The 21405-nt window shown below is 67.0% G+C and carries 21 protein-coding genes; 10 read left to right on the top strand and 11 right to left on the bottom strand.

Annotated elements, in window-relative coordinates; translation table 11 throughout:
- Window positions 1-7: 7 nt before the first annotated feature.
- From ACZ5PO_RS19865 to ACZ5PO_RS19855, 3 genes are read left to right on the top strand one after another with little or no spacing between them, the layout of a single operon-like run.
- Window positions 8-592 carry an ECF transporter S component gene (locus ACZ5PO_RS19865; RefSeq protein ID WP_464196582.1) on the top strand — a complete coding sequence of 195 codons (585 nt, stop codon included), beginning with the start codon at window positions 8-10 and terminating at the stop codon, window positions 590-592.
- On the top strand, window positions 579-2324 hold the full coding sequence (locus tag ACZ5PO_RS19860; RefSeq protein ID WP_464196580.1) for an ABC transporter ATP-binding protein: 1746 nt from the start codon (window positions 579-581) through the stop codon (window positions 2322-2324). The genes ACZ5PO_RS19865 and ACZ5PO_RS19860 overlap by 14 nt, the downstream gene beginning before the upstream one ends.
- On the top strand, window positions 2321-3145 hold the full coding sequence (locus tag ACZ5PO_RS19855; protein ID WP_464196578.1) for an energy-coupling factor transporter transmembrane component T family protein: 825 nt from the start codon (window positions 2321-2323) through the stop codon (window positions 3143-3145). Before ACZ5PO_RS19860 ends, ACZ5PO_RS19855 begins: the two co-directional genes overlap by 4 nt.
- A 152-nt stretch (window positions 3146-3297) precedes the next feature.
- On the opposite strand, the gene ACZ5PO_RS19850 is transcribed toward ACZ5PO_RS19855, so the two are convergent.
- The 6 genes from ACZ5PO_RS19850 to ACZ5PO_RS19825 all read right to left on the bottom strand — a co-directional run bounded on the left by ACZ5PO_RS19850 (window position 3298) and on the right by ACZ5PO_RS19825 (window position 9534).
- Window positions 3298-4317 carry a branched-chain amino acid ABC transporter permease gene (locus tag ACZ5PO_RS19850; protein ID WP_464196576.1) on the bottom strand — a complete coding sequence of 340 codons (1020 nt, stop codon included), beginning with the start codon at window positions 4315-4317 and terminating at the stop codon, window positions 3298-3300.
- A complete protein-coding gene (locus ACZ5PO_RS19845) occupies window positions 4314-5177 on the bottom strand; it encodes a branched-chain amino acid ABC transporter permease (protein WP_464196574.1) in 864 nt (287 codons plus the stop codon). The genes ACZ5PO_RS19850 and ACZ5PO_RS19845 overlap by 4 nt, the downstream gene beginning before the upstream one ends.
- 231 nt (window positions 5178-5408) lie before the next feature.
- Complete coding sequence (locus ACZ5PO_RS19840; protein ID WP_464196942.1) at window positions 5409-6113, bottom strand: ABC transporter ATP-binding protein; 705 nt, start codon at window positions 6111-6113, stop codon at window positions 5409-5411.
- Window positions 6114-6159: 46 nt separating this feature from the next.
- Window positions 6160-6897, bottom strand: coding sequence for an ABC transporter ATP-binding protein (locus tag ACZ5PO_RS19835; protein ID WP_464196572.1), 738 nt, complete (start codon window positions 6895-6897; stop codon window positions 6160-6162).
- A 13-nt stretch (window positions 6898-6910) separates the two neighbouring features.
- On the bottom strand, window positions 6911-8140 hold the full coding sequence (locus ACZ5PO_RS19830; RefSeq protein ID WP_464196570.1) for an ABC transporter substrate-binding protein: 1230 nt from the start codon (window positions 8138-8140) through the stop codon (window positions 6911-6913).
- 167 nt (window positions 8141-8307) lie between these two features.
- Window positions 8308-9534, bottom strand: coding sequence for a cytochrome P450 (locus ACZ5PO_RS19825; protein ID WP_464196568.1), 1227 nt, complete (start codon window positions 9532-9534; stop codon window positions 8308-8310).
- Window positions 9535-9805: 271 nt separating this feature from the next.
- On the opposite strand from ACZ5PO_RS19825, the gene ACZ5PO_RS19820 reads away from it, so the two are divergent.
- From ACZ5PO_RS19820 to ACZ5PO_RS19795, 6 genes are all read left to right on the top strand, one after another.
- A complete protein-coding gene (locus ACZ5PO_RS19820) occupies window positions 9806-10483 on the top strand; it encodes a TetR/AcrR family transcriptional regulator (protein WP_464196566.1) in 678 nt (225 codons plus the stop codon).
- A gap of 148 nt (window positions 10484-10631) precedes the next feature.
- A complete protein-coding gene (locus ACZ5PO_RS19815) occupies window positions 10632-12764 on the top strand; it encodes an FUSC family protein (protein WP_464196564.1) in 2133 nt (710 codons plus the stop codon).
- Between the two features lie 2 nt (window positions 12765-12766).
- Entirely contained in the window at window positions 12767-12997 is a 231-nt protein-coding gene (locus ACZ5PO_RS19810; RefSeq protein WP_464196562.1) for a DUF1656 domain-containing protein, read from the top strand.
- The gene (locus tag ACZ5PO_RS19805; RefSeq protein WP_464196560.1) at window positions 12994-13788 is read left to right on the top strand and encodes an efflux RND transporter periplasmic adaptor subunit; all 795 of its coding nucleotides are present in this window, start codon (window positions 12994-12996) and stop codon (window positions 13786-13788) included. The genes ACZ5PO_RS19810 and ACZ5PO_RS19805 overlap by 4 nt, the downstream gene beginning before the upstream one ends.
- Window positions 13716-13877 (top strand): hypothetical protein, encoded by a 162-nt coding sequence (locus ACZ5PO_RS19800; protein WP_464196940.1) that lies wholly within the window; start codon window positions 13716-13718, stop codon window positions 13875-13877. Before ACZ5PO_RS19805 ends, ACZ5PO_RS19800 begins: the two co-directional genes overlap by 73 nt.
- Before the next feature lie 7 nt (window positions 13878-13884).
- On the top strand, window positions 13885-14523 hold the full coding sequence (locus ACZ5PO_RS19795) for a VOC family protein (RefSeq protein WP_464196558.1): 639 nt from the start codon (window positions 13885-13887) through the stop codon (window positions 14521-14523).
- Between the two features lie 133 nt (window positions 14524-14656).
- Here ACZ5PO_RS19795 and ACZ5PO_RS19790 read toward each other — a convergent pair whose 3' ends face one another.
- The 3 genes from ACZ5PO_RS19790 to ACZ5PO_RS19780 form a co-directional block, all read right to left on the bottom strand.
- Complete coding sequence (locus tag ACZ5PO_RS19790; protein WP_464196556.1) at window positions 14657-15877, bottom strand: substrate-binding protein; 1221 nt, start codon at window positions 15875-15877, stop codon at window positions 14657-14659.
- A gap of 287 nt (window positions 15878-16164) precedes the next feature.
- Complete coding sequence (locus tag ACZ5PO_RS19785; RefSeq protein ID WP_464196554.1) at window positions 16165-17703, bottom strand: amidase; 1539 nt, start codon at window positions 17701-17703, stop codon at window positions 16165-16167.
- A gap of 174 nt (window positions 17704-17877) precedes the next feature.
- Window positions 17878-19029, bottom strand: coding sequence for a substrate-binding domain-containing protein (locus ACZ5PO_RS19780; RefSeq protein ID WP_464196552.1), 1152 nt, complete (start codon window positions 19027-19029; stop codon window positions 17878-17880).
- Window positions 19030-19346: 317 nt separating this feature from the next.
- On the opposite strand from ACZ5PO_RS19780, the gene ACZ5PO_RS19775 reads away from it, so the two are divergent.
- Window positions 19347-19823, top strand: a complete 477-nt coding sequence (locus ACZ5PO_RS19775; RefSeq protein ID WP_464196550.1) for a MarR family winged helix-turn-helix transcriptional regulator — start codon at window positions 19347-19349, stop codon at window positions 19821-19823.
- A gap of 82 nt (window positions 19824-19905) precedes the next feature.
- Here ACZ5PO_RS19775 and ACZ5PO_RS19770 read toward each other — a convergent pair whose 3' ends face one another.
- Window positions 19906-20616, bottom strand: coding sequence for a branched-chain amino acid ABC transporter ATP-binding protein (locus ACZ5PO_RS19770; protein WP_464196548.1), 711 nt, complete (start codon window positions 20614-20616; stop codon window positions 19906-19908).
- On the bottom strand, window positions 20609-21397 hold the full coding sequence (locus ACZ5PO_RS19765) for an ABC transporter ATP-binding protein (RefSeq protein WP_464196546.1): 789 nt from the start codon (window positions 21395-21397) through the stop codon (window positions 20609-20611). Before ACZ5PO_RS19765 ends, ACZ5PO_RS19770 begins: the two co-directional genes overlap by 8 nt.
- Between the last annotated feature and the right edge of the window lie 8 nt (window positions 21398-21405).

The raw sequence follows: 21405 nt of genomic DNA, 5'->3' as shown, positions 1-21405 counted from the left end.
CCAGCCTGTGTCTATTTCCAACAACGAGCCTATTGCCGTTCGCCGTCGGCGTTACAGCACGCGCACGATACTCACCGCCGCGGCGCTTGGCGCAGCCGTTGGCATCGTTCTGGCCCCGGTCAATCTTGTCCTTGTCGGCATTGCGACCGCCTTTCCGCCTATCGCTTCTGCTTCGTTCGGCTTGTGGGGCATGGCAGCGTTGCTGCCTCTTGCCGTGCTGCGCCGCGCCGGCTCGGGCGTGATCGGCGCGACCGCTGCCGGAATCGTGCTGATCGTGTCTCCAGGCGCGTTGCTGATGGTCGTTCTCATGGCGATGTGGGGTGCTGTCATGGAGATGCCATTCTTCGTGACCCGATACCGTTGGTTCGGCTGGATAATGTTCACCGCCGCAGGCGTGATCCCTGGCCTCATCTCCTGCGTCATTAGCTTCCATACGTACGACCTGCCGACTCTGGACGGCGGTCTGGTCGCTCTGATCTGCGCTGTCGAGATCGTCTCCTTCGTCGCGGGAAGCCTGCTATCCCTCGTCGTCGCTCGTGCGCTCGCCCGAACTGGCATCACGGGAGGAGATCGTGGTGATGCCGCTCGATAAGACGGAATTCGTCATCTCGCTGAAGAACGTCGGCGTACGGTACGACACGAGCGAGAGATGGATCGGCGGACAGATCGATCTCGACATTCATCGCGGAGAGATGCTGTTGCTGCTCGGCCCTTCCGGGTGCGGCAAGTCCACAATCATGCTGGCCCTCGCGGGCCTCATTCCGGCGAGCTTGGAAGCGCACCTGCGCGGCCAAGTGCTATGCGATGGCATCGATACCAGGCATGTCGACGCCGGACAGCTCGCTGGAAAGGTTGGCGTTGTTTTTCAGGACCCTGATGCCCAGGTCGTCACCGGTAGCTTGTTGGATGAGGTGTGCTTCGGGTTGGAAAACCTGCTCGTTCCGGTGGACGAGATCGAGAGCCGTGCGCTCGCCGCTCTTCGCAGAGTAGGTTTAGCCAATAGCCGCGAGGATGCGCTCCGTGCTCCCACCGAGTTGTCTGGCGGTGGTCGGCAACGTCTCGCGATCGCCTGCGCGCTTGCCCTCGATCCGCCGGTGCTCGTGCTCGACGAACCGACCGCGAACCTCGACGCCGTCGCCTCGGCCGAGTTTTACGCCGCGCTCGCAACACTCAAGGACGCTTCCCATGCGATTGTCCTGGTCGAGCATGAACTCGATGACGCTCTCCCGCTGGCCGATCGTGTCGTCGTGTTCGACGCCAACGGGATTATAGTCCACGAAGGCTCCCCTGCCGAAGTGCTCGGCAAGCATGCGCGCTCTCTCTCTGAACGCGGCGTATGGCTCCCGACTGCAACTGCCGTCGCTCTCCGCCTTGGTCTCGACGCTGATCCCGAACGGGTGCTGCCGCTTGCGGTGGATGATCTAGCTCTGGTGCTTAATGAGATTGATGCGCCTGTGGTCACAGCCACGTCCGCAATCGAATCGAACAGATCGTTCGCTCCGAAGCCTTCGGGGGAGGAGGTCGCGGTCGAAGTCCACGCCGCCAGCGTCGAGCTCGCGGGCGCGACCGTGCTCCACAGCATCGACCTTCAGATAGGGTGCGGCGAGTTTTTTGCCATTGTCGGTGTCAACGGGGCTGGAAAGAGCACGCTGACTCGCGCGATCGCAGGTCTGGTTCCGCTTTCGTCCGGTTCGGTCATACTTGCTGGCACCTCAATCGTCGAGATGGATCCCCGGCAGGTCGGCGATCGGATCGGCTATGTGTTCCAGAATCCCGAGCATCAGTTCCTTGCCCTCACGGTCCACGATGAACTCGCCTACGGCCTGCGTATCCGGCGCAGCCCCAAACGCGAAATCGACGATCGTGTCGATCGCATGCTCCAACGCTTCGATCTGGCTCACTACGCCGACGTGAACCCTTTTCTTCTTTCCTATGGTGAGAAGCGGCGCCTTTCTGTCGCAACTGCCCTCATCACGGAGCCGAGCATTCTCATCCTGGACGAGCCGACCTTTGGGCAGGATCAGGCCCGCGCATACGAGATCGTAAGCATGATCTGCGAACTCAACGCTGCGGGCATCACCATCATCATGGTCACACACGATCTGCAGCTCATTGCCGATCACGCCCATCGCGTGGCGCTACTCTCACAGGGACATCTCCTCCAAGCGGGAGCTACCGGCGAAATCCTCTGCGATGCCTGGCTGATGGAATGTGCGGGCCTCCGACCGCCGCCCATCCGCCGTATCGCGCTCGCTCTCGCCCGAGAGAAACCTGAGTGGCAGACGGTCTACCGCAGCGGACAAATTCGAGAAATCACGCCATGAGCAACGGGCACGGTGTTCCAACCCGCAGGGGGTGGCTCGCGGCGATCAACCCGGTCGCCAAGCTCGTTGCTACGCTACCCCCGCTCGCCGTTCTCTTGTGCACACGCGACCTCGCAACGCCTGCTATCGTTGGAGGTGGTGCGCTCATCGCCATTCTCTCGGGCGTTCCGCTGCGGCTGCGCGCGATTATCGCCGGCGCCGCCGTGATATTGCTGGCGGGGGTCTGGACAACGCTCGTCTTCGCTTTGTTCACGCGACCCGATCTCGTCAGGAACTCTCCCGTAATCGTTGAGGGATGGATCACCCTGCGCGCGGCGGCCGTGCATACGGGCGCGGCGACCGCCGTCCGACTGACGGCGGTGATGATGATGGCGCTGCTCGGCTCCCTCGGCACCACGACCGACCAGCTCGCAAGCGCCCTAGTCCGCCAATGCCGCATTCCCTATCGCTTCGCGTATGGCGCAATCGCGGCGATGCGATTTGTCCCCCGTTACCTTCAGGACCTTCGCACAATGCGCGCGGCGCAGCGAGCACGCGGCATCATCGATTCGGCTGGCCCGGTCGGCTATCTGTGCCTCATCGCTCGATCGATCATTCCAATGCTCGCCGCCGGCGCCCGCTATGCCACGCGCCTCTCCCTCGCCATGGATGCCCGCGGCTTCGGTGCCTTCAGCTCCCGTACCGACCGTCAGCCATCTACGGTCCGCGCCAGCGACGTGATATTTGTCTTGGGGGTCTGGGCGGGAGTGGCGGCTGTCTTCGTCACAACTGGAATGCTTGGACTTCTCGCGATCAGCAGTGATTTGCGCGCCGTAGGTTGAGGCGTGATCTGCGCGACGCGCATCACCTCAACATTGGCGGCCTCGGCTTTCGCGCGACCTTCCGACGTCAGGCGCGCGAGCTGGCGGCGACCCTAGAGCTATGGAGGCGCGGCCCAACTGCCGGTTCGCCCCGGGGCGGTGTACGACGCAACTCACTGTCCTGACGCCCCACTCCCGCCCGCCTGGCGCAGCATAGGACCAGCGCCGCGCCGCCCCACAAGCCGCGCCAACGCCGGGCCGACGCCCTGCGGCAGGGCCAGCACCACGGCGACGACGCAGGCGCCGTAGATGAAGTAGTGCAGGCCCGGCAGCGTGCCGCCGAAGTGGCCGCGTAGGAATTCCCCCAGCGGCACCAGGAGCAGCGCCCCGACCAGCGGCCCAAAGGCGGTGCCGAGACCGCCGACGGTGGCGATCAGCACGATCTCGATGGTGAGCACGGGCGAGGCCAGCATATAGGGGTCGGCGAAGGTGGCGCTGCGCGCGTAGGCCGTGCCGATCAGCGAGGTGAGCGCCGCCGAGATCGCCATGGCGATGGCCTTGTTGCGGAGCAGCGGCACGCCCAGCGCCTGGGCCGCGTCCTCGTTGTCGCGGATGGCGCGCAGGCGATAGCCGAGCGGCGCGTTGACGATGGCGAGGTTGACGAGGATGCAGCCGGTGGCGAGCGCCAGCATCAGCCAAAAATAGCCCTTGAGGCCGCCGAACTGAAAGGCCGCCAGATTGCCGGTGTCGCGCGGCAAATAGAGGCCCGACGCGCCGCCCAGAAAATCCCAGCCGACGACCACCAGCTCGGCCATCTCGGCGAAGGCGAGCGTGATCAGGGCAAACGACAGGTGCCCCAGGCGGAAGCGGTAGTCGATGAAGGCGATGGCTGCGCCCATGGCGGCGGCGAGGGCCGCGGCGATGAGCGCGCCGAGCCACATGTTGACGCCGCAGTGGACGAGCAGCGCGCTCGCCAGCATGGCGCCGGTGCCGACGAACAGGCTGTGGGCGAGCGAGATCTGCCCGGTGAGGCCGCCGACCAGGTTCCACGCCGTGGCGAGCGCCGCATAGACCAGGGTGAGGGTGGCGATGTGCAGGTAGTAGCCGGGCAGCACCAGCGGCAGCAGGGCGGCGAGCGCCAGCAGGCCGAGGGCGGCGGGCGAGCGGACGATGCGCCAGAAGTCCGGCCTCATGCGGCCCTCCCCAGCAGCCCGGCCGGGCGGAACAGCAGGATGACGACGAACACCAGATACGGCAGGATCATGCCGAGGATGCCGGTGACGTAGATGGTGCCGATCGCTTCGGCGAGGCCGATGACCACGCCTCCCGCCAGGATGCCGGCGAAGTTGCTCATGCCGCCGAGCACCAGCACCAGCAGCGTGATCACCGTGTAGCGCAGCCCCAGGCCCGGCGACAGCGGCGTCCCCGGCACGATGAGAGCGCCGGCGATCGCCAGCAGGCCGACGCCGAGCGCGAACACCTGCGTGCGCACCTTGGACACGTCGATGCCCATGAGGGCGGCGGCCTTGGCATTCTGGTGGACGGCGCGGATGCTGCGGCCGAAATCGGTGCGCGCCAGCATGACGAAGAGCAGCGCGGCGAGTACGAGCGACACCAGGAAAGCGATGATCAGTGGCCAGCGCATGACGGTGGTGCCGACGATGAGGAGCTTGGTCTCCATGATCGACGGCACGCGCAGCGGCTGGCCGCCGTAGATCATCAGGAGCCCGTTCTGCAGCATCAGGCTGAGGCCCAGCGTGAGCTGGATCACCATCAGCATGTGGCCGCCGATGACCGGCCGGATCAGCAGGCGGTAGAGCAGCGCCCCGGCGAGCAACAGCACCGGCAGGGTGATGAAGACGGAGACATAAGGGTCGAGCGCGAAGGCGGCGAACAGGGACGAGCTCAGGAACAGCGCGACGGCGAGGAAGTCGCCGTGAGCGAAGTTGACGACGCCCGAGACGCTGAAGATCAGCCCCAGCCCGAGCGCCACGATGCCGTAGGTGCTGCCGACGAGCAGGCCCTGGACGAGGGCCTGCAGCAGGATGTCCATCCGCGCCTCCTTACCCCATGAGGGTGCACGCACCCCAGCGCGTCATGGCCGGGCTTGACCCGGCCATCCATCGAACCAAGTCAAAAGACCGTATTTCCAAGTTCTTGCCGAGACGAGTGAGCGACATCGGGGAAAGCAATTCTGTGAGGAAGAGGCCCCCATTTTGCCTGAGTGGATGGATGGCCGGGTCAAGCCCGGCCATGACGGTGGAGAGCCGAAGTACGGGCATCGTCATAAGCCGAGGTACGCCTTGCGGGTGGCGGGATCGTGCTTGACCGTCGCGCTGTCGCCGGAGACCACGACGCGACCGCGCTCGAGCACGTAGCAGCGCGCGGCGTGGCGAAAGGTGAGCCCCGAGTTCTGCTCCACCAGCAGGATAGTAAGGCCGTCCGCCGCGAGCTGGCGGATGATCTCGAAGATGTATTGGACGAACAGCGGCGACAGCCCGAGCGAGGGCTCGTCCAGCATCAGCAGCCGGCCGTCGGCCATCAGGCCGCGGCCGATGGCCAGCATCTGCTGCTCGCCGCCCGACAGCGTGCCGGCATCCTGGCCGAGCCGCTCCTTGAGCCGCGGAAACAGCGTCAGCACCCGTTCGAGCCGCTCGGGCCGCGCCGGCCGGGCGCGGCCGTTGATGCCGCCGAGCAGCAGGTTGTCGCGCACGCTCATCTGCGGGAATACCAGCCGGCCCTCGGGCACCTGGACGATGCCGCGGGCGACACGCTGGGCCGGCGCAAGCCGGGTGACGTCCTCGCCGGCGAAGACGATACGCCCGGCGCCCGGCACGACCAGTCCCGACAGGCACTGGATCAGCGTGCTCTTGCCGGCGTTGTTGGCGCCGAGCAGCCCGACCAGCTCGCCCTGGCGGACCTCGAGCGACACGTCGCTCAACACCGGGACAGTGCCGTAGCCGGCGGTGATGCCGTGCACCTCGAGCAGCGGCGCGCCGGTCGCCGGGGACGCCCCGGTCTGGACGGCAGCGACCTCACTCATGTGGCTCGTCCCCGAAATAGGCGTCCTTGACGCGCGGATCGGCGACGATCTCCTCGGGCGAGCCCTCGGCCACCTTCTCCCCGAAGTTCAGCACCACCATGCGGTCGGCGCAGGCCATGATGACAGGCATGACGTGCTCGACCATGACGAAGGTGAGCCCCTGCCCGCGCAGCTCGCGGATGATGGCGAGCGGCACCTGGGCCTCGCCCAGGGTGAGGCCCGCCATCACCTCGTCGAGCAGGATCAGCTCGGGCTCGGTCGCCAGGCACTTGGCCAGCTCCAGCAGCTTCTTGTCCTGCAGCGACAGCGTGTCGGGCGTCGCCGCCGCCTTGCCGGCGAGCCCGACGCGCGCCAGCACCGCCTCGGCCCTGGCCACGGCGGTGTGCATGGGATGGCGCAGCAGCGCCCCAGTGGTGACCACGTCGAGCACGCTCATGCCGGCGAAAACCTGGACGATCTGGAACGAGCGCGCCAGCCCCATGGCCACCACACGGTCAGGCCTGAGGCCGACGATCGAGCGGCCCTTGAAGCGGATGTCCCCGCTCGACGGCGCCAGGAACCCCGACATCAGGTTGAACAGCGTCGTCTTGCCGGCGCCGTTGGGCCCGATGATGCCGAGGATCTCGCCGTGGGCGACCGAGAAGCTGACGCCGTCGACCGCCTTCAGGCCGCCGAAGCGGCGGCCGACGTTGTCGACGGCGAGGATCGGCGCCGTGGAGGCCGAGGCCATGCGGTCGCCGCGCTCAGCTCTTGGGCCGTGGCTTGACCTGGGCGAACTCGGCCGGGAAGACCACCTCCTGGGCCTTCTCCGGCGTCCACTGGATCATCAGCGCCGAACTGTCGACCAGCATCCGGTCCTCACCGAAGCGCAGCCCCTTGGAGCGGGCGAGGTAGAGCGCGGGATCGCCGAACGGGATCTCGAAGGCCTTGAAGCCCTTGAGCAGTGCCTCCGGGTCGGTGGATCCTGCCTTCTCCAGGATCACCTGGATCACCCGCACGGCCTGGGCGGCCTGGATCGCCGCCTGGCCGATCGGCACCTTGAGGTTCGCCGCCTCCAGCTCCTTCACGATCGCCTGCATGGAGGGAAGCTTGGCGCCGGCAGAGAAGCCGGTCATGCCGAACAGGTTGCGGGTCAGCACCTTGGTGCCGATGTCGGGCCCCAGCTCCTTCCACAGCGAGCTGTCGGAATAGCCGCCGGTGCCGCCGACGAAGACGCTGTCGTTGTAGGCGAGGTTGAAGCGGGCCTGGTGCAGCAGGATGCCGTCGCGCGGCGTCACCAAGCCGGTGACGGCATCGGGCTTCAGGGAACGGATCAGCACCATGGCGGCGGTCTGATCCTGGGCCTTGGTGTCGAGCGGCACGTCGCCCACCACCCTGATGCCGGCGGCCGCGAGCTTCTCCTTGAGGAACTTGTTCACCTGCTGGCCGGCCTCGTAGTTCGAGTACGCCATCGCCGCAGTGTCGACCTTGAAGCCGAAGTCGGTCTTCATGGCGATGATGAACGAGGCGAGCGACTGGGCATAGCCCTGGTCGTAGGGGAACCCTAGCGAATACATGTACGGCGACTTCACGCCGCCGGCCCAGATCGACAGGGTCGGAATCTTGAGCTCGTCGACGACCGGCGTCAGCGCCAGCATCTGCGCCGACAGGATCGAGCCCGTCAGCATCACCACATTGTCCTCGGTGGCGAGGCGCCGCGCCTCGGCGGCGGTGCGGGCCGGCTGGCTGGTGTCGTCGGCCAGCACGGCTTCGATCTTGGCGCCGCCCAGGCTCTTGATGCCGCCGGCCTCGTTCACCTGGCGGATCATGTACTCGAACACCGGTTGGCCTTCGGTGGCGTAGGCGGCGAGCCCCCCGCTCATGGGCTGGATGACGCCGATGCGGACCGGCTTGGCCTGCGCCCGAACGATCGCCGGCATCGCGACCGCCACCGCTCCGAGCGCCGCGCCCGTCAAGAAATCGCGCCGATCCATGCCGCTTCTCTCCCGTACGCTGATTTTATCTTGTGCTTTGTCTCTACCGCGCCGAGCAGGGCGGAGCAACGCATTGCCGGCGATGCGCAGCCCGCGCCCGCAGCGCTTCACGATTAGATGGGGCGCGCTCCAGTTTCCATGAATTACGGCGGACGGCTACGGGCCGCCTACCAGCGGGCCGGCAGGGTCCTCAGGCCGCGCAGGACGAAGGTCGGGCGCCAGTCGGGATTGTCGAGGCCCTCGAGCTCGAGGTCGGGCACCCGCCGCAACACCGTTTCCAACGCGACCTCCGCTTCGATCCGCGCCAGCTGCGCGCCGAGGCAGAAATGGATGCCGCCGCCGAACGACAGAGGGCGCACGTTGGTGCGGGTGACATCGAGCCGGTCGGGCTCGTCGTAGGCGTCGGGATCGCGGTTGGCGGAGCCGAGCAGGCACAGGACGTTTTCGCCGGCCTTCACCTCGGTTCCGCCGACCGTCACGTCCTCCAGCGCGACCCGGCCGGTCACCTGCACCGAGGAATCGTAGCGCAGCAATTCCTCGACGGCGCCGGGGATCAGGGACGGCACGGCCTTGAGCCTGCGGAGCTGGTCGGGATTGCGATGCAGGGCCAGCAGCCCGTTGCCGATGAGGTTCACCGTCGTCTCGTGGCCGGCCCCGAACAGCAGGATGACGTTGGCGGTCAACTCCTCGCTGGAGAGCTTGCTGCCCTCCTCCTCGGCATGGACGAGGTGGGTCGTCAGGTCCTCGCCCGGATGGCGGCGGCGAAACTCGAACAACTTCTCGAAGTATTCGGCCATGATCATCATGCCGCCGTTGGCGGTGTCGAGCTCTTCGCGATTGAGCGGGACCGGATCGAGCAGCCGGCCGCTGGCGCGGGCGCCCGCGTAGAACAAGGACCGCTCATCCTCGGGAATGCCGAGCATCTCGCAGATGACGGTGATCGGCAGGCGGAAGGCAAAATCCTCGATCACGTCCATGCCGCCTTGGGGGATGACGCGGTCGAGCACGTCGTCGACGATCTGCTGGATGCGCGGGCGCATGTCCTCGACGGCGCGCGCCGTGAACGCCTTGGTCACCAGCCCGCGCAGCCGCGTGTGCACGGGCGGATCCTGCTGGAGCATCCAGTGCCCCATGATGCGGTAGGCCGGTTCGTCGAGCAGCGCATCGCCGAAGCGGCGGGAGATGCGCCCGGCGTAGTCCTTGCCGAAGCGCTTGTCGCGCAGCACGGCGGTGACGTCCGCATGGCGGCTCGACACGTAGAAGCCGAGCGGCGAGCGGTGCACCGGGTCGAGCTCGCGCAGGCGCCGATAATAAGGGTAAGGGTCGCGAATGACGTCGGGCGACAGCGGGTTGAACAGCGGCTCAGCCGCGGTCGATGGAGAATGCTCGTTCATCGCAGGCCTCGCAGAGCGGTTGGGCCGCGGTCACATCCTCGCCGGCTGGGCGTCGTCCGATGAGATCGGCCTCAGCCGATCAACGGACATGTGCCCCTGTTTGCATTTCGATAAGCCGGGCAAGCTTAGTCGACCGGGCGTCGTTCCTCCTTCGCCACCCGCATCCGCCGATGCCCGGGTCGAGATCGACGCTTGCATGCAATCGATCAGACCCTCTAAATCGAGGCGCAGGTGATTTTTGGATTTATATCCAAACTTGGAACTGGAACCAATGTCAAGAAGCGGTTTGCGGGCACGCGGCAAGGAGCGACGGCGCGCCGAGATCGTTGCCGCGGCAGCGGCGCTCTGGCGGCGGCATGGCATCGAAGCAGTGTCGCTCCAGCAAGTGGCAGAGGCCGCACAGGTGGCCCCGCAGACGATCTATAATTTGATCGGCGGAGTCGACGCGGTGGTCTTCGCCGTGATCGAGACGCTGCTGGACAAGATCAGCGAAGGGCTCGCCTCGGACAGCACCATGAGCGGGGTCGAGCGCGTGCTTTACTGTGTGCGCACCTCTGCCGACATGTTCGTCGGCGATGGGCGTCTCTACCGCCAGCTCATCGTGCGCATTCCGCAGGCGGTGTTCAGCGGCGTCCACCTCGGCCGCGACATCACCGGAGCCTATGCCGCCTCCGTGGCCGCGGCGCAGGTGGAGGGCGCCATCGACCGCGCCCTCGGCGCCGATGTGCTCGGGCGCCAGATCCACATCGCCTATCTGGGCGCCCTCTTCGCCTGGGCCAGTGGCGGGCTCGACGACGGCGGCTTCCGCCGCTCGGCCGAGACCTCGGCCCTGGCGCTCCTGGCAGCGGCCGCCACGGGCGTCGCGCGCGACCGCCTTGCCGGCGAGCTGCGGGCGTTGCTCGTGTCGTCCGCGGAAGCTCCGGCCAAAGCGCAGCCCGACCAGATGTGATCAGCCCGGCCGGTACTCGCCGCCTGGATCGGGCTCCGGGGAGCGCTCCGTTCCGTCAGCGCTGGCGGACGCCATATGGATGCGCCGCTCGCACATCGGCACGGTCTGTATCATAAGTGTCGATGGTGACTTGCGGCGATACGGGAACATGAGCGTCGAAGAGGCGGCACACAGTCCTCGTCCAAGTCTCTTTTCCGTCGATATCAGCTGGCGGAATATCATTTTCTCCGTACGGACGGCCGCAGCGGCAATCGTGGCGCTGGCGCTGTCCTACGCGCTCGAGCTGAGCGATCCGCAATGGGCGACACTGACCGTCTATCTTCTGGCGCAGCCGACGGTCGGCGGAGCCATCGGGAAGAGCGCGTGGCGGACCGTCGGCACCCTGGCCGGAGGGCTGCTCGGGCTGGGGCTCGTGGCGCTGTTCTCGCAGACGGCCGCATTGCTGGTGGCGGCCACGGCGCTCACGGTCGCCGCGTGCTTCTACGCCGGCGCCCGGCTCACCAACTATGCCGCCTATGGCGCGCTTCTCGGCGGCTACACGACGTTGCTGGTGGCCTTTGAGGGCTCGACCGATCCCATCAACGCCTGGTCGATCGCCGCCGACCGTACCACCGAGATTCTGATCGGCATCGCCTGCGTCACCGTCGCCAGCACGACGATCCTGCCGCGCTACGCCAGCGACGCTCTGCGCGAGGCGCTCGCGCATACCTTCAGCGGCTTGGCTCGCTATGTCGCGACGGCGTTGCGCCAGACGGCGCCGCCTGCCCTCTTCGCGCAGTTACGCCGCGCCATGGTGGCCGACGTGGTGTCGATCGACGCGTTGCGCTCGTATGCGGATTTCGAGTCCGCCGACAGGCGCGCCGATCAGGAGCGGCTCCAGCGCACCGTCCGCGAATTTCTCGTCGTGCTGTCCAGTGCGCGCGCCCTGTTCGTCCGCATCGGCGAATTCGACCGGGTAGAGAGCCAAGGGGTGCAGGATCGGCTGCGTCCGACGCTGGAGTCGATTGCGGCCCGCCTCGAGCGTCTCGCTCCCGACCCGGCGGCAGCGTGGAGCGATCCACACCGGCTGCGCCGCGAGCTCCTGGCCGCGCGGGTCACGCTGAGGAGCGCCGTAGCGGACCTCGAAGCAATGGCGGGTGCGGCCCCCTTCGACGCGCTCGCCGACGCGCTGTTGATCCTGAACCGGGTCGGCACCCTTCTGCATCGCCTGGCGATGGTGGTCGTCACGGAGGCGGCGAGCCTGCGCGGCAGCCGCGGGCGCCCGGCGCGCCGCCGCATGCAACGCGATCCTCAAGGTCGTCGAGAGGCGCTGCTGCTCGCGCTTCGTGCGGGCCTCGCCATTCTGCTTCTCAGCGGAGCGTGGATGGCCACTGGATGGAGCCAGGGCTTCACGGTCATCTCGGGCGGGGCGATCATGCTGTTCTTCGCGGTCAAGCAGGACAATCCGCTGGTCGCGGCACGCAACTACCTCATCTGGAGCTGTGTGGGCATCGCGGTTGCTTATCTGGCGATGGTCTTCGTGGTCCCGCACCTGCAAGGGTTCGGCGAGCTCGCCGTCGTGCTGCTGCTGTTGCTCCTGCCATGCGGATTGATGGCCGGGACTCCGAGCCGCGCCTGGGCCGGCATTGCCATGGGCGGGTTCATCATCGCGGAGATCGGCACCAACAACGTCTTCGCCCCGGACGAGGCCGCCTTCGTCAGTGGCGCGACCGCGCTGGTGCTGGGCATGGTCGGATGCCTCGCCGTCATCGCGGCCGTGCCCGTCACGTCGCTTGCGCGGCGAGGGCAGAGCTGGCAGCGCGCGATCGGATCGATCCTTCCCGGGGTGGCGCGCGGGGCGATTCTTCCCCGGCGGGGCGCCGACGACATCGTCGGCACATTGGCCGACCTGCTGCCGCGCCTTGCCCTCGACCGGCAGGCCGAGGAAGACTTCTTCCGCGGCACGCTCGGCGCGGCGTCCGCGGCGATCGAGCTCGGCCGGTTGGTCGACCTCACGTCGGACCCGGCCATGCCCCCCGGTGCAGCCCAAGCCGTCGCACGGTTCCTCGAGCGCTTCGCCGCGGCGCTGGAGACCATTGCAGCGGCCAAGTCTGCACATCAGCCAAATCTCGCCGAGGCCGAGGCCCTCGTTGCCGAGCTGCACGCCGATCTCTCGGGACGGACGCTGGAGCCTGGCGCCGCCGCGCGATCCGTCCTGCGGGCCGGCGCCTCATTGCGCTTCATCGCGGACCGCTTCTATATCGACCGCGCCTATCTCGAACGCAGCTTCACCGAGGATTGAATATGGGGCCGACGAACCTCGCTGTGTTCAAGACGGTGGAGTTCTTCGGCTTCTACCTGCCACCGCTGATGCTTTGGGCTCTGGCGGCGCTTATCCCTTATGCGATTCTTCACTGGGCGCTCGGACGGTGCGGTCTCTACCGGTTCGTCTGGCATCCTGCTCTGCTCAACATCGCGCTTTACGTCCTGCTCGTGGGTGGCGTGGCGTTCCTCGGCACGCGGGGCTGGCTGTGACGGCTGTTCTGCGCGTCCTCGTCACCGCGGCCGCCGTGGCCGCAGCCGTGCTCGTCGGATGGTGGCTGTGGACCTTCTACACGCTGTCGCCGTGGACGCGGGATGCGCGCGTGCAGGCCAACATCGTCGAACTGGCGCCGGACGTTTCCGGGCTCATCACGGCGATCAACGTCGTCGACAACCAGAAGGTCGCAAAGGGGGACGTGCTCTTCGTGATCGACCACGAGCGCTTCCTCCTGGCGGTCGAGGAGGCGCGGGCGAGTGTCGCCCAGAGCCAGTGGACGCTGAAGCTCGCGCAGGACGACGCGCGCCGGGACACGCAGCTCCTGGACCGCGATCCCGGCGCGATCGCGGCCGAGAGCGTGGAGACGTCGCGCACCAAGGCCGGGGAAGCCGCAGCGGCGTTTCAGCTCGCCCAGTCCAGGCTCGCCATTGCTCAGCTCAATCTGGAGCGCAGCACGGTGCGCTCGCCGGCGAACGGGTTCGTCACCAATCTCACGGCCGCGGTCGGCAACTACGCGACCAGCGGCACGGGCGTGCTTGCCATCGTCGACAGTGATTCCTTCTACGTCTACGCCTACTTCATGGAAACCAAGCTTCCGGCGATCAGGATCGGCAGCGAAGCGGAGGTGCGGCTGATGGCCGGCGGCGCTGTCCTGCGGGGCACGGTGCAGGGATTGAGCCGCGCCATCGCCAACCCGACGGCGGCCGGCGGGGGCTGCTCGCCTCGGTCGACCCGAACTTCGAGTGGATCCGCCTCGCACAGCGCATTCCCATCCGCATCGCCTTGAACGACGTGCCGGCAGGCGTCGAGCTGGCCGCGGGCATGTCGGCGACGGTGGTGATCCGTCCGGAAGCGGACGCTCAAGCCTCGAGATAACGCTCAAATGCCAAAGCTTGATCATTTGACCATCATCGCGCCGGCGCTGGAGCTAGGCGTTGATCACGTCCGCCAGCAGCTCGGGATCGAAATGCCCGCCGGGGGAAAGCACCCCGAAATGGGCACGCACAACCGCCTGCTCCGCCTGGGCGATGATGTGTTCCTCGAAGTGATCGCCATCGACCCGGACGCGGAACCGCTGTCGCGCCGGCGCTGGTTCGGTCTGGATTGCGCAGACGAGGTCGAGCGCGCCTGGACGCGCGGCGATCGCCTCAACGGTTGGGTGGTCCGAACGCGCGATCTGGCGGGGCTGCTGGAGCGTCACGGGCGCCTGCTCGGGCGCACCACCGGTGTCTCGCGCGGCGACCGCGCATGGCAGATCGCCGTACCGGACGACGGTTCGCTGCCCGGCGGGGGCAGTGCGCCAAGCGTCATCGACTGGGGCGACCGCGGCTCTCCCGCACCGGGGATGCCGGATCTGGGATGTCGGCTGGAGAGCTTTGCCATCGAGCATCCCCATCCCGAGGTCCTGCGCCAGCTCTACGCCGATTTGGGCATCATCGATCCGCCAGCCATCCGCGAGGCGGCTCGGCAGCGGTATCGCGCGGTGATCGCCACACCGGCGGGCCTGCGCGAGCTCTGGTAGGCCTCGGGGCGCCGCGGCGGCAGGCGACGTCGGGGGCCTCTGGGTCTCCGCCTTTCGCCAGGAGGGGACCGTCCATACATGGCGAGCCGGCGGGCGGGGTCCCACCGCGCCGCCGCCGGCGCAAGCGGCCCCATCAGCACTCCTTGGGATCGACGAGGCCGGCGCTGCGGGCGACGATCTCATAGGCGCCGCCCTTGGCCACGGCGGTGTACATGTTCATTTTGCAGTGACGCTTGCCGGGCACCATCTCCGCCGGTCCGCCCGGGCCTTCGGCGATCTTGGCATGGTCGAGCGCCGCGGCCACGCCGTCACGGTCGACCTTGCCCGCCTCCTTCACCGCCGCCTCCCACAGCTTCAGGGCGCGGTAGGCGCCGGTCGCCGCGCCACCGGCAGACAACTGGAAGGTGCCCGGGAACATCTTGTCGTACTCGGCGTGGATCTTGGCGCTCACCGGATCGCTCTTGTCCAGCGCCTTGAAGTAATCGAGGCAGCTCGCCAGTCCCTCGATCTCGTTGGGCTGGTTGATGCTCAACGCGTTCTCGTCGTAGTAGACGCAGGCCAGCCGCCCGCCGTTCTTGAGGAAGCCCGCCTCGTAGAGCTGCTTGAAGAACGGGCCGACACCGGGCGGAATGATGGTGTTGAACACCACGTCGACCTTGTTGGAGATGACGCGGCTCACCGTGGCGCTGAAGTCGATCTGGTCGAGCGGGTAATACTCCTCGAACACCACCTCGCCGCCGTTGGCTTCGATCACCTTGCGCGCATACTCGTTGAGCACGTGCGGCCAGACGAAGTTGGCGCTCGGCAGCGCGAACTTCTTGCCACCGTTCTTGATCAGCCAGGGGATCAGCTCGTCGCACTGCTGCGCCGGGGTCGGCCCGGTGCAGAACAGGTTGGCGGTGCACTCCCTGCCCTCGTAGAGCTGGGGGTAGATATAGAGGGTCTTGCCGCGGGCGACGATGACGTCCTTGATGGCGTTGCGCATCGAGCTGGTGATGCCGCCGACGACGAGGTCGACCTTGTCGCGCTGGATCAGCTTGCGGACGTTGCCGACGGCGACGGCTTCGTTCGACGCCGTGTCCTCGATGAAGAGCTGCAGCGGCCGCCCGAGGATGCCGCCGGCGTCGTTGATCTGCTTCGCCAGCATCCTGGCGACGTTGGCATTGGCATTCCCGGCGATGCCGATCGGGCCGGTGAGGTCGGTGGCGATGCCGACCTTGATCGGGCCCTCGGCGGCGTTGGCCCAGTCGGCCTTGATCACCCAACTGCCGAGCCCGGTGGCGACCGCCCCGGAGGCGAAGGCGAAGTTGCCGAGGAAGCGGCGGCGGTTCATGCGATAGTCGTGGTATGTCATAGGCTTATCCCTGTCGGTGATGCTGAGCCCCCTGCGCGATGACGATCATCGCGCCAAAGCTCAAGGCTCGAAGAACGCCGAGCGTATTCGTTTCGCGATGGCTGTGTTTCCATGCAGCGGCGCCGGCTGGCGCATCTCGATGACTAGAGCGGGATGATTTATCTTCGAATCATCATCCCGCTCTAAGGAATAGCCGCCCCGGAATTCTTCCCGCGATTCGCCAACCCAAAGACGACGCGCGCTGAAGCGCAACACCCGCAGGAGCTTATCTCGGCGGGCAGGCCCTGCTAGGAGGCCTTTACGGTCGCGGGGCGAAGATCCAACGCGAGATGCGCCTCCAGTGCGCGCGCCACGCGGTAGATTTTCGCTTCGTCGAAGTAGCGCCCGGTGATCATGAAGCCGACGGGAAGACCGTCGCTCACGCCGCACGGCAGGCTGAGGCTCGGATGCCCGGTCACATCGAACACTCCCGTATTGATCAGCGGCTCGTAGGCGCGCTGCACGACGAGGGCCGCGGGCGCGTCGGGGCCCGGGATCGGCGTCGCTTTCATCGGGGTCGTGGGCATGACCAGCACGTCATACCGCGAGAGGGTGTCGTCGTATGCCGTCACGACGCGGCGAAGTAGATTCTGTGCCTTTACGTAGAAACGGCCGTCGTAGCGAGTGTGCATGTGCTCCGCCAGCAGGAGCATCAGCTTCAAATTGATCGGCATCTCTTCGAACACCCGGCTCCGTTGCGCGACGGCCTCGAGCAGGTCGACCGGATAGAAACCTTTCGCGCCGGAGGGGCGGCCGTTCCCGCCATGGCAGAGCGTGCGTAAGGCGCCTTCGATCGTGATGGGGAGCCAAATGGCACGGCCGATGTCGTGCATGGGAATCGACACGTCCTCCACAACCGCGCCCAGGGAGGCAAGCTCGCGCGCCCCTCCTCTCACGATCGCGTCGACATCCGGCTCCGAGGAGGGCAGCCCGAATCCCTCCCGCACGACGCCGATACGCATGCCCGCCACGCCGGCATCGAGCTGAGCGAGATAGTCGCCGACGGCGGGAGCGTACTGGCGCGGGTCCAGCCCGTCGGCGCCGGCGATGACACTCAGCATGAGAGCGTTGTCGGCCACGTTTGCCGTCATCGGGCCGGCGTGGTCGAGCATGGGATCGACGGTCGCGATACCGGTATAGGGAACGAGGCCGTGCGTCGGCTTCATGCCGACGGCGCCGGAGAAGCTTGCAGGCACACGGATTGATCCGCCCTGGTCGCCCCCGATTGCAAAATCGGCCTCACCGTTTGCAACGAGGACCGCGCAGCCTGACGAAGACCCGCCAGCCATATGGCTCGGCCTATGGGGATTGCGCACTGGCCCCCACGCACTGGTATGGCTGCCGCCCGACCCGCAGAGATATTCGCAATGCGCCTTGCCGACGATGACCGCTCCGGCATCGAGAATGCGGGTAACGATCGTCGCGTCACTCTGCGGGCGAAACCCTTCCAGTGCGCGCGTGCCGTTGAGCATCTGTACACCGGCAAGGCAGATATTGTCCTTCAGCACGACGGTGCGCCCGGCGAGCGGTCCGGCAGGGGCGCCACGTATCTCCACCTTCACAGCCCATGCGTTCAGCGGATTGTCCTCGATTGCGGGTGTGTAACCCGCATCTCGCGGATAACGCGGAGCCAGCACTTCGTCCGGCATGGCATCGACTGACCGATAGACGTCAAGATTCGGCTCCAGGAGCCCCAGGCAATCAGCCAGCTCAGCATCGCTCATCTTCAGGCTGAGCGACGCCCCATACTCCCGAAGGTCGTCAAAAGTCGGCGCTCTGACGGTCATAAGAAGCCCTTCTGTGCAATTCATCTTCGCGGACGATGATCAGCGGCTGCCACGGATGGCCGCCACGGCCCTTCCGCGGCGCAGCGTCAGTCCGCTCATTTATTTGATACGGAAATATTTTCCTTTTCAAGTATTTTCTGACGGCACGACCCTGCCGCGTCGCCTTGGGAATCGTCAAAGCAGCTTGAAAGGCCGGAAATCGTGTCCGTCGGCTTCCGCGAGGTACATCGGCATCTCCGCCTCGTGCCCACGCATGTTGACCGGGCCGCGGCCTGCGGAATACGTCATCCTCTCCGCCGCAGACACCAGGGGCCATAGCTCGAGCGTTTCGGCGCGTTCGACCAGCGCCGTCAGAAAATGCAGTCCTTCGTAGCTCGACTGGGCCGGCGCTCCCGGCACAGGCGCGTGCAGGCCGAAGGCTCCGTAGTAGCGCTCGCGGAAAGCGTCGTTGGCGCCGGACCGGACACCGACAAAGTAGCCCGACGCGGCGAAGATATTCTCGGTGTTCTCGGCGCCGATACCGAGCAGGACGGTCTCGTCCATGGCATCGCCAAGCCGCAGCATGCGCCTGGCCAGCCCGCGCTCGGCGAAGGCGCGGTTGAAGACGATGCTCTCGTTGCCGATCATCGAGATCAGGACGACGTCGGGCGACGCTGCCTCGATGCGATCCAGGTAGCCGTCGTGCTCGTCTTCGCCGAGCGGAACAAAATCCTCGCCGACGACGTGCCCCCCGGCATCGGAGATGTATTGCTTGACGGCTCGGTGCGAGAGCCAGGGCCACAGGTAGTCGCTGCCGGTCAGGTACCATCGGCGCGCGCGCTTCTCCTCCACGAGCCAATTGATCGCAGGTCGCAACTGCCGTAGCGGGGTCTCGCCGATAGCCAGAACGCCCGGCGTACGTTCGCCCCCCTCGTAGATGGATGTGAAGATGTAGGGCACCTGACCGGCGATGGCATTGCGCACGGCAACGCGCACCGGGCTGAGGTGGCCGCCGATTATGGCGTCGATTCCATCGAGATCGACCGCGTCGGCCGCCAGCGCGGCCACCTCGTCGGGCGCACCGCCGGCATCGAAGACCGCCAATTCGACTTCGCGGCCGAGGATTCCGCCGCGGGCGTTGATCTCGCGCACGGCCAAGTCGGCGGTCTTGAGCGCGGCCGGGCCCCAGATGCCCGCCGGCCCGGACAGCGGCACGAAATACCCGATCCGGAGCTTGTGGTGGCGGCCGCGCCCCGGCCCGGCACCGGCAAGTGCCCCAGCGCCCCCGCGGCGGCGCGCCGGGAGCGGCCCGCGCCCGGCGCAATGACGGACGTTCAGGCTGATCATGCAGGATGCGCTCTCATCACCAGGGGCACCGCCTCCCGGCAATCGCCGGGCGCTCTAGTGTGGCGAATCCGAAATTCGCACCACCTCGGGGCATCGCTCGGAGCGAATTTCGGATTCCTAAGCCACACTAGCAACCCTATGATTCTAGTGTGGTTTAATGGATCTGAAGTTCCTGAACATTGATGCCATGTGGGGAGCAGGAACTTCAGATCCACCACACTAGAACCGAAACATTGAAGGCTCGGCAATTCGCGCCCATAAAGGCGCCACCCGGAGAAGCCGATGCCGTCCAGCCCATCAGTCCCACTGTGACCGAGATGCCCGATCCGCAGCCGTCCGAAGCACCCGGCCCGGCCGCGAGCGCGCCATCCGGCCCACCGCTCGTCGAGCATCTCACCTATCTGCTCGCTCAAGCCAACCGCGAGATCAACCGGCAGCTCGATGCGCGGCTGAAAAGCGAGGGCGTGCAAGCCGAGCAATGGCGCATCCTCAAGGTTCTATCGGACGGGGACGGCCACTCGATGGGAGACCTCGCCGAGGCCGTGCTGCTCAATCATCCGACCCTCACCAAGACCATCGACCGCATGATGGCCAACAGCCTCGTGTACCGCGTCCCGGCCCCCCACGACCGGCGCAAGATGCTGATCTTCTGCTCGGATCGCGGCCTGGCACTCGCCCGCAGGCTCAATTCACTGGCCCTCAGCCAGGAAGATCATATCGCCCGTAGCTGGGGTGACAAGGCCACCAGTGACCTGAAGCGCCTGCTGGAGAGCTTGATCGAACACGCCGGTTGACTGACGCCCGCCGACGGGCGCCCGCGCTTGGAAAGCAGACGATCGCGGGAGGCCCATGGCTTCGCGTCGGACTGAGGCGCGCTCAGGGCGCGAGGTAGCGCACCAGGGCCGGGTCGTCACGTACCGCCTCGGCCGGCCCGGACAGGGCGACGCGGCCGCGGTCGAGCACGTAGGCGATGTTCGCCACCCTCAGCGCCAGGTCGAGGTGCTGTTCGACGACGACGACGGCGATGTCCTTGGCGAGCAGGATCAGCCGCTCGGTGATCTCCTCGATGACGCCGATCCAGACGCCCTCGGTCGGCTCGTCGAGCAGCAGCAGCTTGGGCTCGGACAGCATCGCCCGCGCAATGGCCAGCATCTTGCGCTCGCCGCCGGACATCGTTCCGGCGGGCTGGTCGAGCCGCGCGCCGAGCTTGGGGAAGATCTCCAGCACCCGATCGACGGCGCGCTTGTCCTGGTTGGTCAGCGCGCCGACGGCCAGGTTGTCGCGCACCGACAGGCGGCCGAACACCGAGTGCTCCTGCGGCACGTAGCCGATGCCGCCGCGGATGCGCTGCTCGGTCGCCAGCTTGGTGATGTCGCGGCGGTCGAGGCCGACGCTGCCGCTCCAGGCGGAGAGCTCGCCCACGAGCGCCTTCATCAGCGTGGTCTTGCCCGCGCCGTTGCGGCCGAGGATGGCGACGCCCCCCCGCCAGGGCGCGCTCAGCGTGACGTCGAACAGCACCTGGCTGCGGCCGTAGCCGGTATTGAGATTGCGCACGTCGAGGAAGAGGTCGTCGGTATCGTCAGGCACGGCGAAGATAGACCTCCTGCACCTGCGGGCTCGCCTGGATGTGCTGCACCGTGCCGCTGTCGAGCACGCTGCCCTGGTCGAGGACCGTCAGGCGGTCGCAGATGTCTCTGATGAAGTCGAGATCGTGCTCGACGATGACGAGGGAGCAGTGGGCGCGGATCGGCTGCAGCAGCTCGCCGGTGACGCGGCGCTCCTCCAGGCTCATGCCGCCGGTGGGCTCGTCCAGCAGCAGGAGCTTGGGCTCGGGCGCCAGCGCCATGGCGATCTCCAGCCACTGCTGCTGGCCGTGGGAGAGCGCCGAGGCCGGCTCGCCGGCCCGGTCGGCCAGGCGGAACTGCTCCAGCATGCCCATGACGCGGTCGTGCAGGATGCCGCGAGTGCGCGAGAAGACGAGGCCGGCGAGCGACGTCCGCGCCTGCAAGGCGAGCAGGATGTTGTCGTAGAGGGTCAACGCCGGCAGCACGCTGGTGATCTGGAACTTGAGGCTCAGCCCCGCCCGCGCCCGCTCCGCCGGCGGCGCCGAGGTGATGTCGCGGCCGTCGAAGCGGACGCAGCCGGTGGTCGGCGTCTCGGCCCCCGCGATGCACTTCATCAGCGTGCTCTTGCCCGAGCCGTTGGGCCCGATCAGCCCATGGAACTCATTGGGGGCGACGCTCAGATACGCGCCGTTGAGCGCCGTCAGCTTGCCGAACACCTTGACGATGTCGGTCGCCGCGAGGAGTGGCTCGACCGCCGCGGCGGTCCGGCCGCCGCCGGCCGGACCGGACTCTGCCACTGCCATGCCGGTCA

Source organism: Chelatococcus sp. KU-N122 (assembly GCF_055391085.1).
This window is presented reverse-complemented; position numbering and strand designations above follow the sequence as displayed.

Bases quoted from the DNA above. Each gene is read 5' to 3' on its own strand.
- ACZ5PO_RS19780 (WP_464196552.1), bottom strand. From the start codon at position 19,029: ATGATCAGCCTGAACGTCCGTCATTGCGCCGGGCGCGGGCCGCTCCCG.
- ACZ5PO_RS19810 (WP_464196562.1), top strand. From the start codon at position 12,767: ATGGGGCCGACGAACCTCGCTGTGTTCAAGACGGTGGAGTTCTTCGGC.
- ACZ5PO_RS19815 (WP_464196564.1), top strand. From the start codon at position 10,632: ATGAGCGTCGAAGAGGCGGCACACAGTCCTCGTCCAAGTCTCTTTTCC.
- ACZ5PO_RS19835 (WP_464196572.1), bottom strand. From the start codon at position 6,897: ATGGCCTCGGCCTCCACGGCGCCGATCCTCGCCGTCGACAACGTCGGC.
- ACZ5PO_RS19830 (WP_464196570.1), bottom strand. From the start codon at position 8,140: ATGGATCGGCGCGATTTCTTGACGGGCGCGGCGCTCGGAGCGGTGGCG.
- ACZ5PO_RS19820 (WP_464196566.1), top strand. From the start codon at position 9,806: ATGTCAAGAAGCGGTTTGCGGGCACGCGGCAAGGAGCGACGGCGCGCC.
- ACZ5PO_RS19845 (WP_464196574.1), bottom strand. From the start codon at position 5,177: ATGGACATCCTGCTGCAGGCCCTCGTCCAGGGCCTGCTCGTCGGCAGC.
- ACZ5PO_RS19765 (WP_464196546.1), bottom strand. From the start codon at position 21,397: ATGGCAGTGGCAGAGTCCGGTCCGGCCGGCGGCGGCCGGACCGCCGCG.
- ACZ5PO_RS19785 (WP_464196554.1), bottom strand. From the start codon at position 17,703: ATGACCGTCAGAGCGCCGACTTTTGACGACCTTCGGGAGTATGGGGCG.
- ACZ5PO_RS19790 (WP_464196556.1), bottom strand. From the start codon at position 15,877: ATGACATACCACGACTATCGCATGAACCGCCGCCGCTTCCTCGGCAAC.
- ACZ5PO_RS19795 (WP_464196558.1), top strand. From the start codon at position 13,885: ATGCCAAAGCTTGATCATTTGACCATCATCGCGCCGGCGCTGGAGCTA.
- ACZ5PO_RS19850 (WP_464196576.1), bottom strand. From the start codon at position 4,317: ATGAGGCCGGACTTCTGGCGCATCGTCCGCTCGCCCGCCGCCCTCGGC.
- ACZ5PO_RS19860 (WP_464196580.1), top strand. From the start codon at position 579: ATGCCGCTCGATAAGACGGAATTCGTCATCTCGCTGAAGAACGTCGGC.
- ACZ5PO_RS19775 (WP_464196550.1), top strand. From the start codon at position 19,347: ATGCCCGATCCGCAGCCGTCCGAAGCACCCGGCCCGGCCGCGAGCGCG.
- ACZ5PO_RS19825 (WP_464196568.1), bottom strand. From the start codon at position 9,534: ATGAACGAGCATTCTCCATCGACCGCGGCTGAGCCGCTGTTCAACCCG.
- ACZ5PO_RS19855 (WP_464196578.1), top strand. From the start codon at position 2,321: ATGAGCAACGGGCACGGTGTTCCAACCCGCAGGGGGTGGCTCGCGGCG.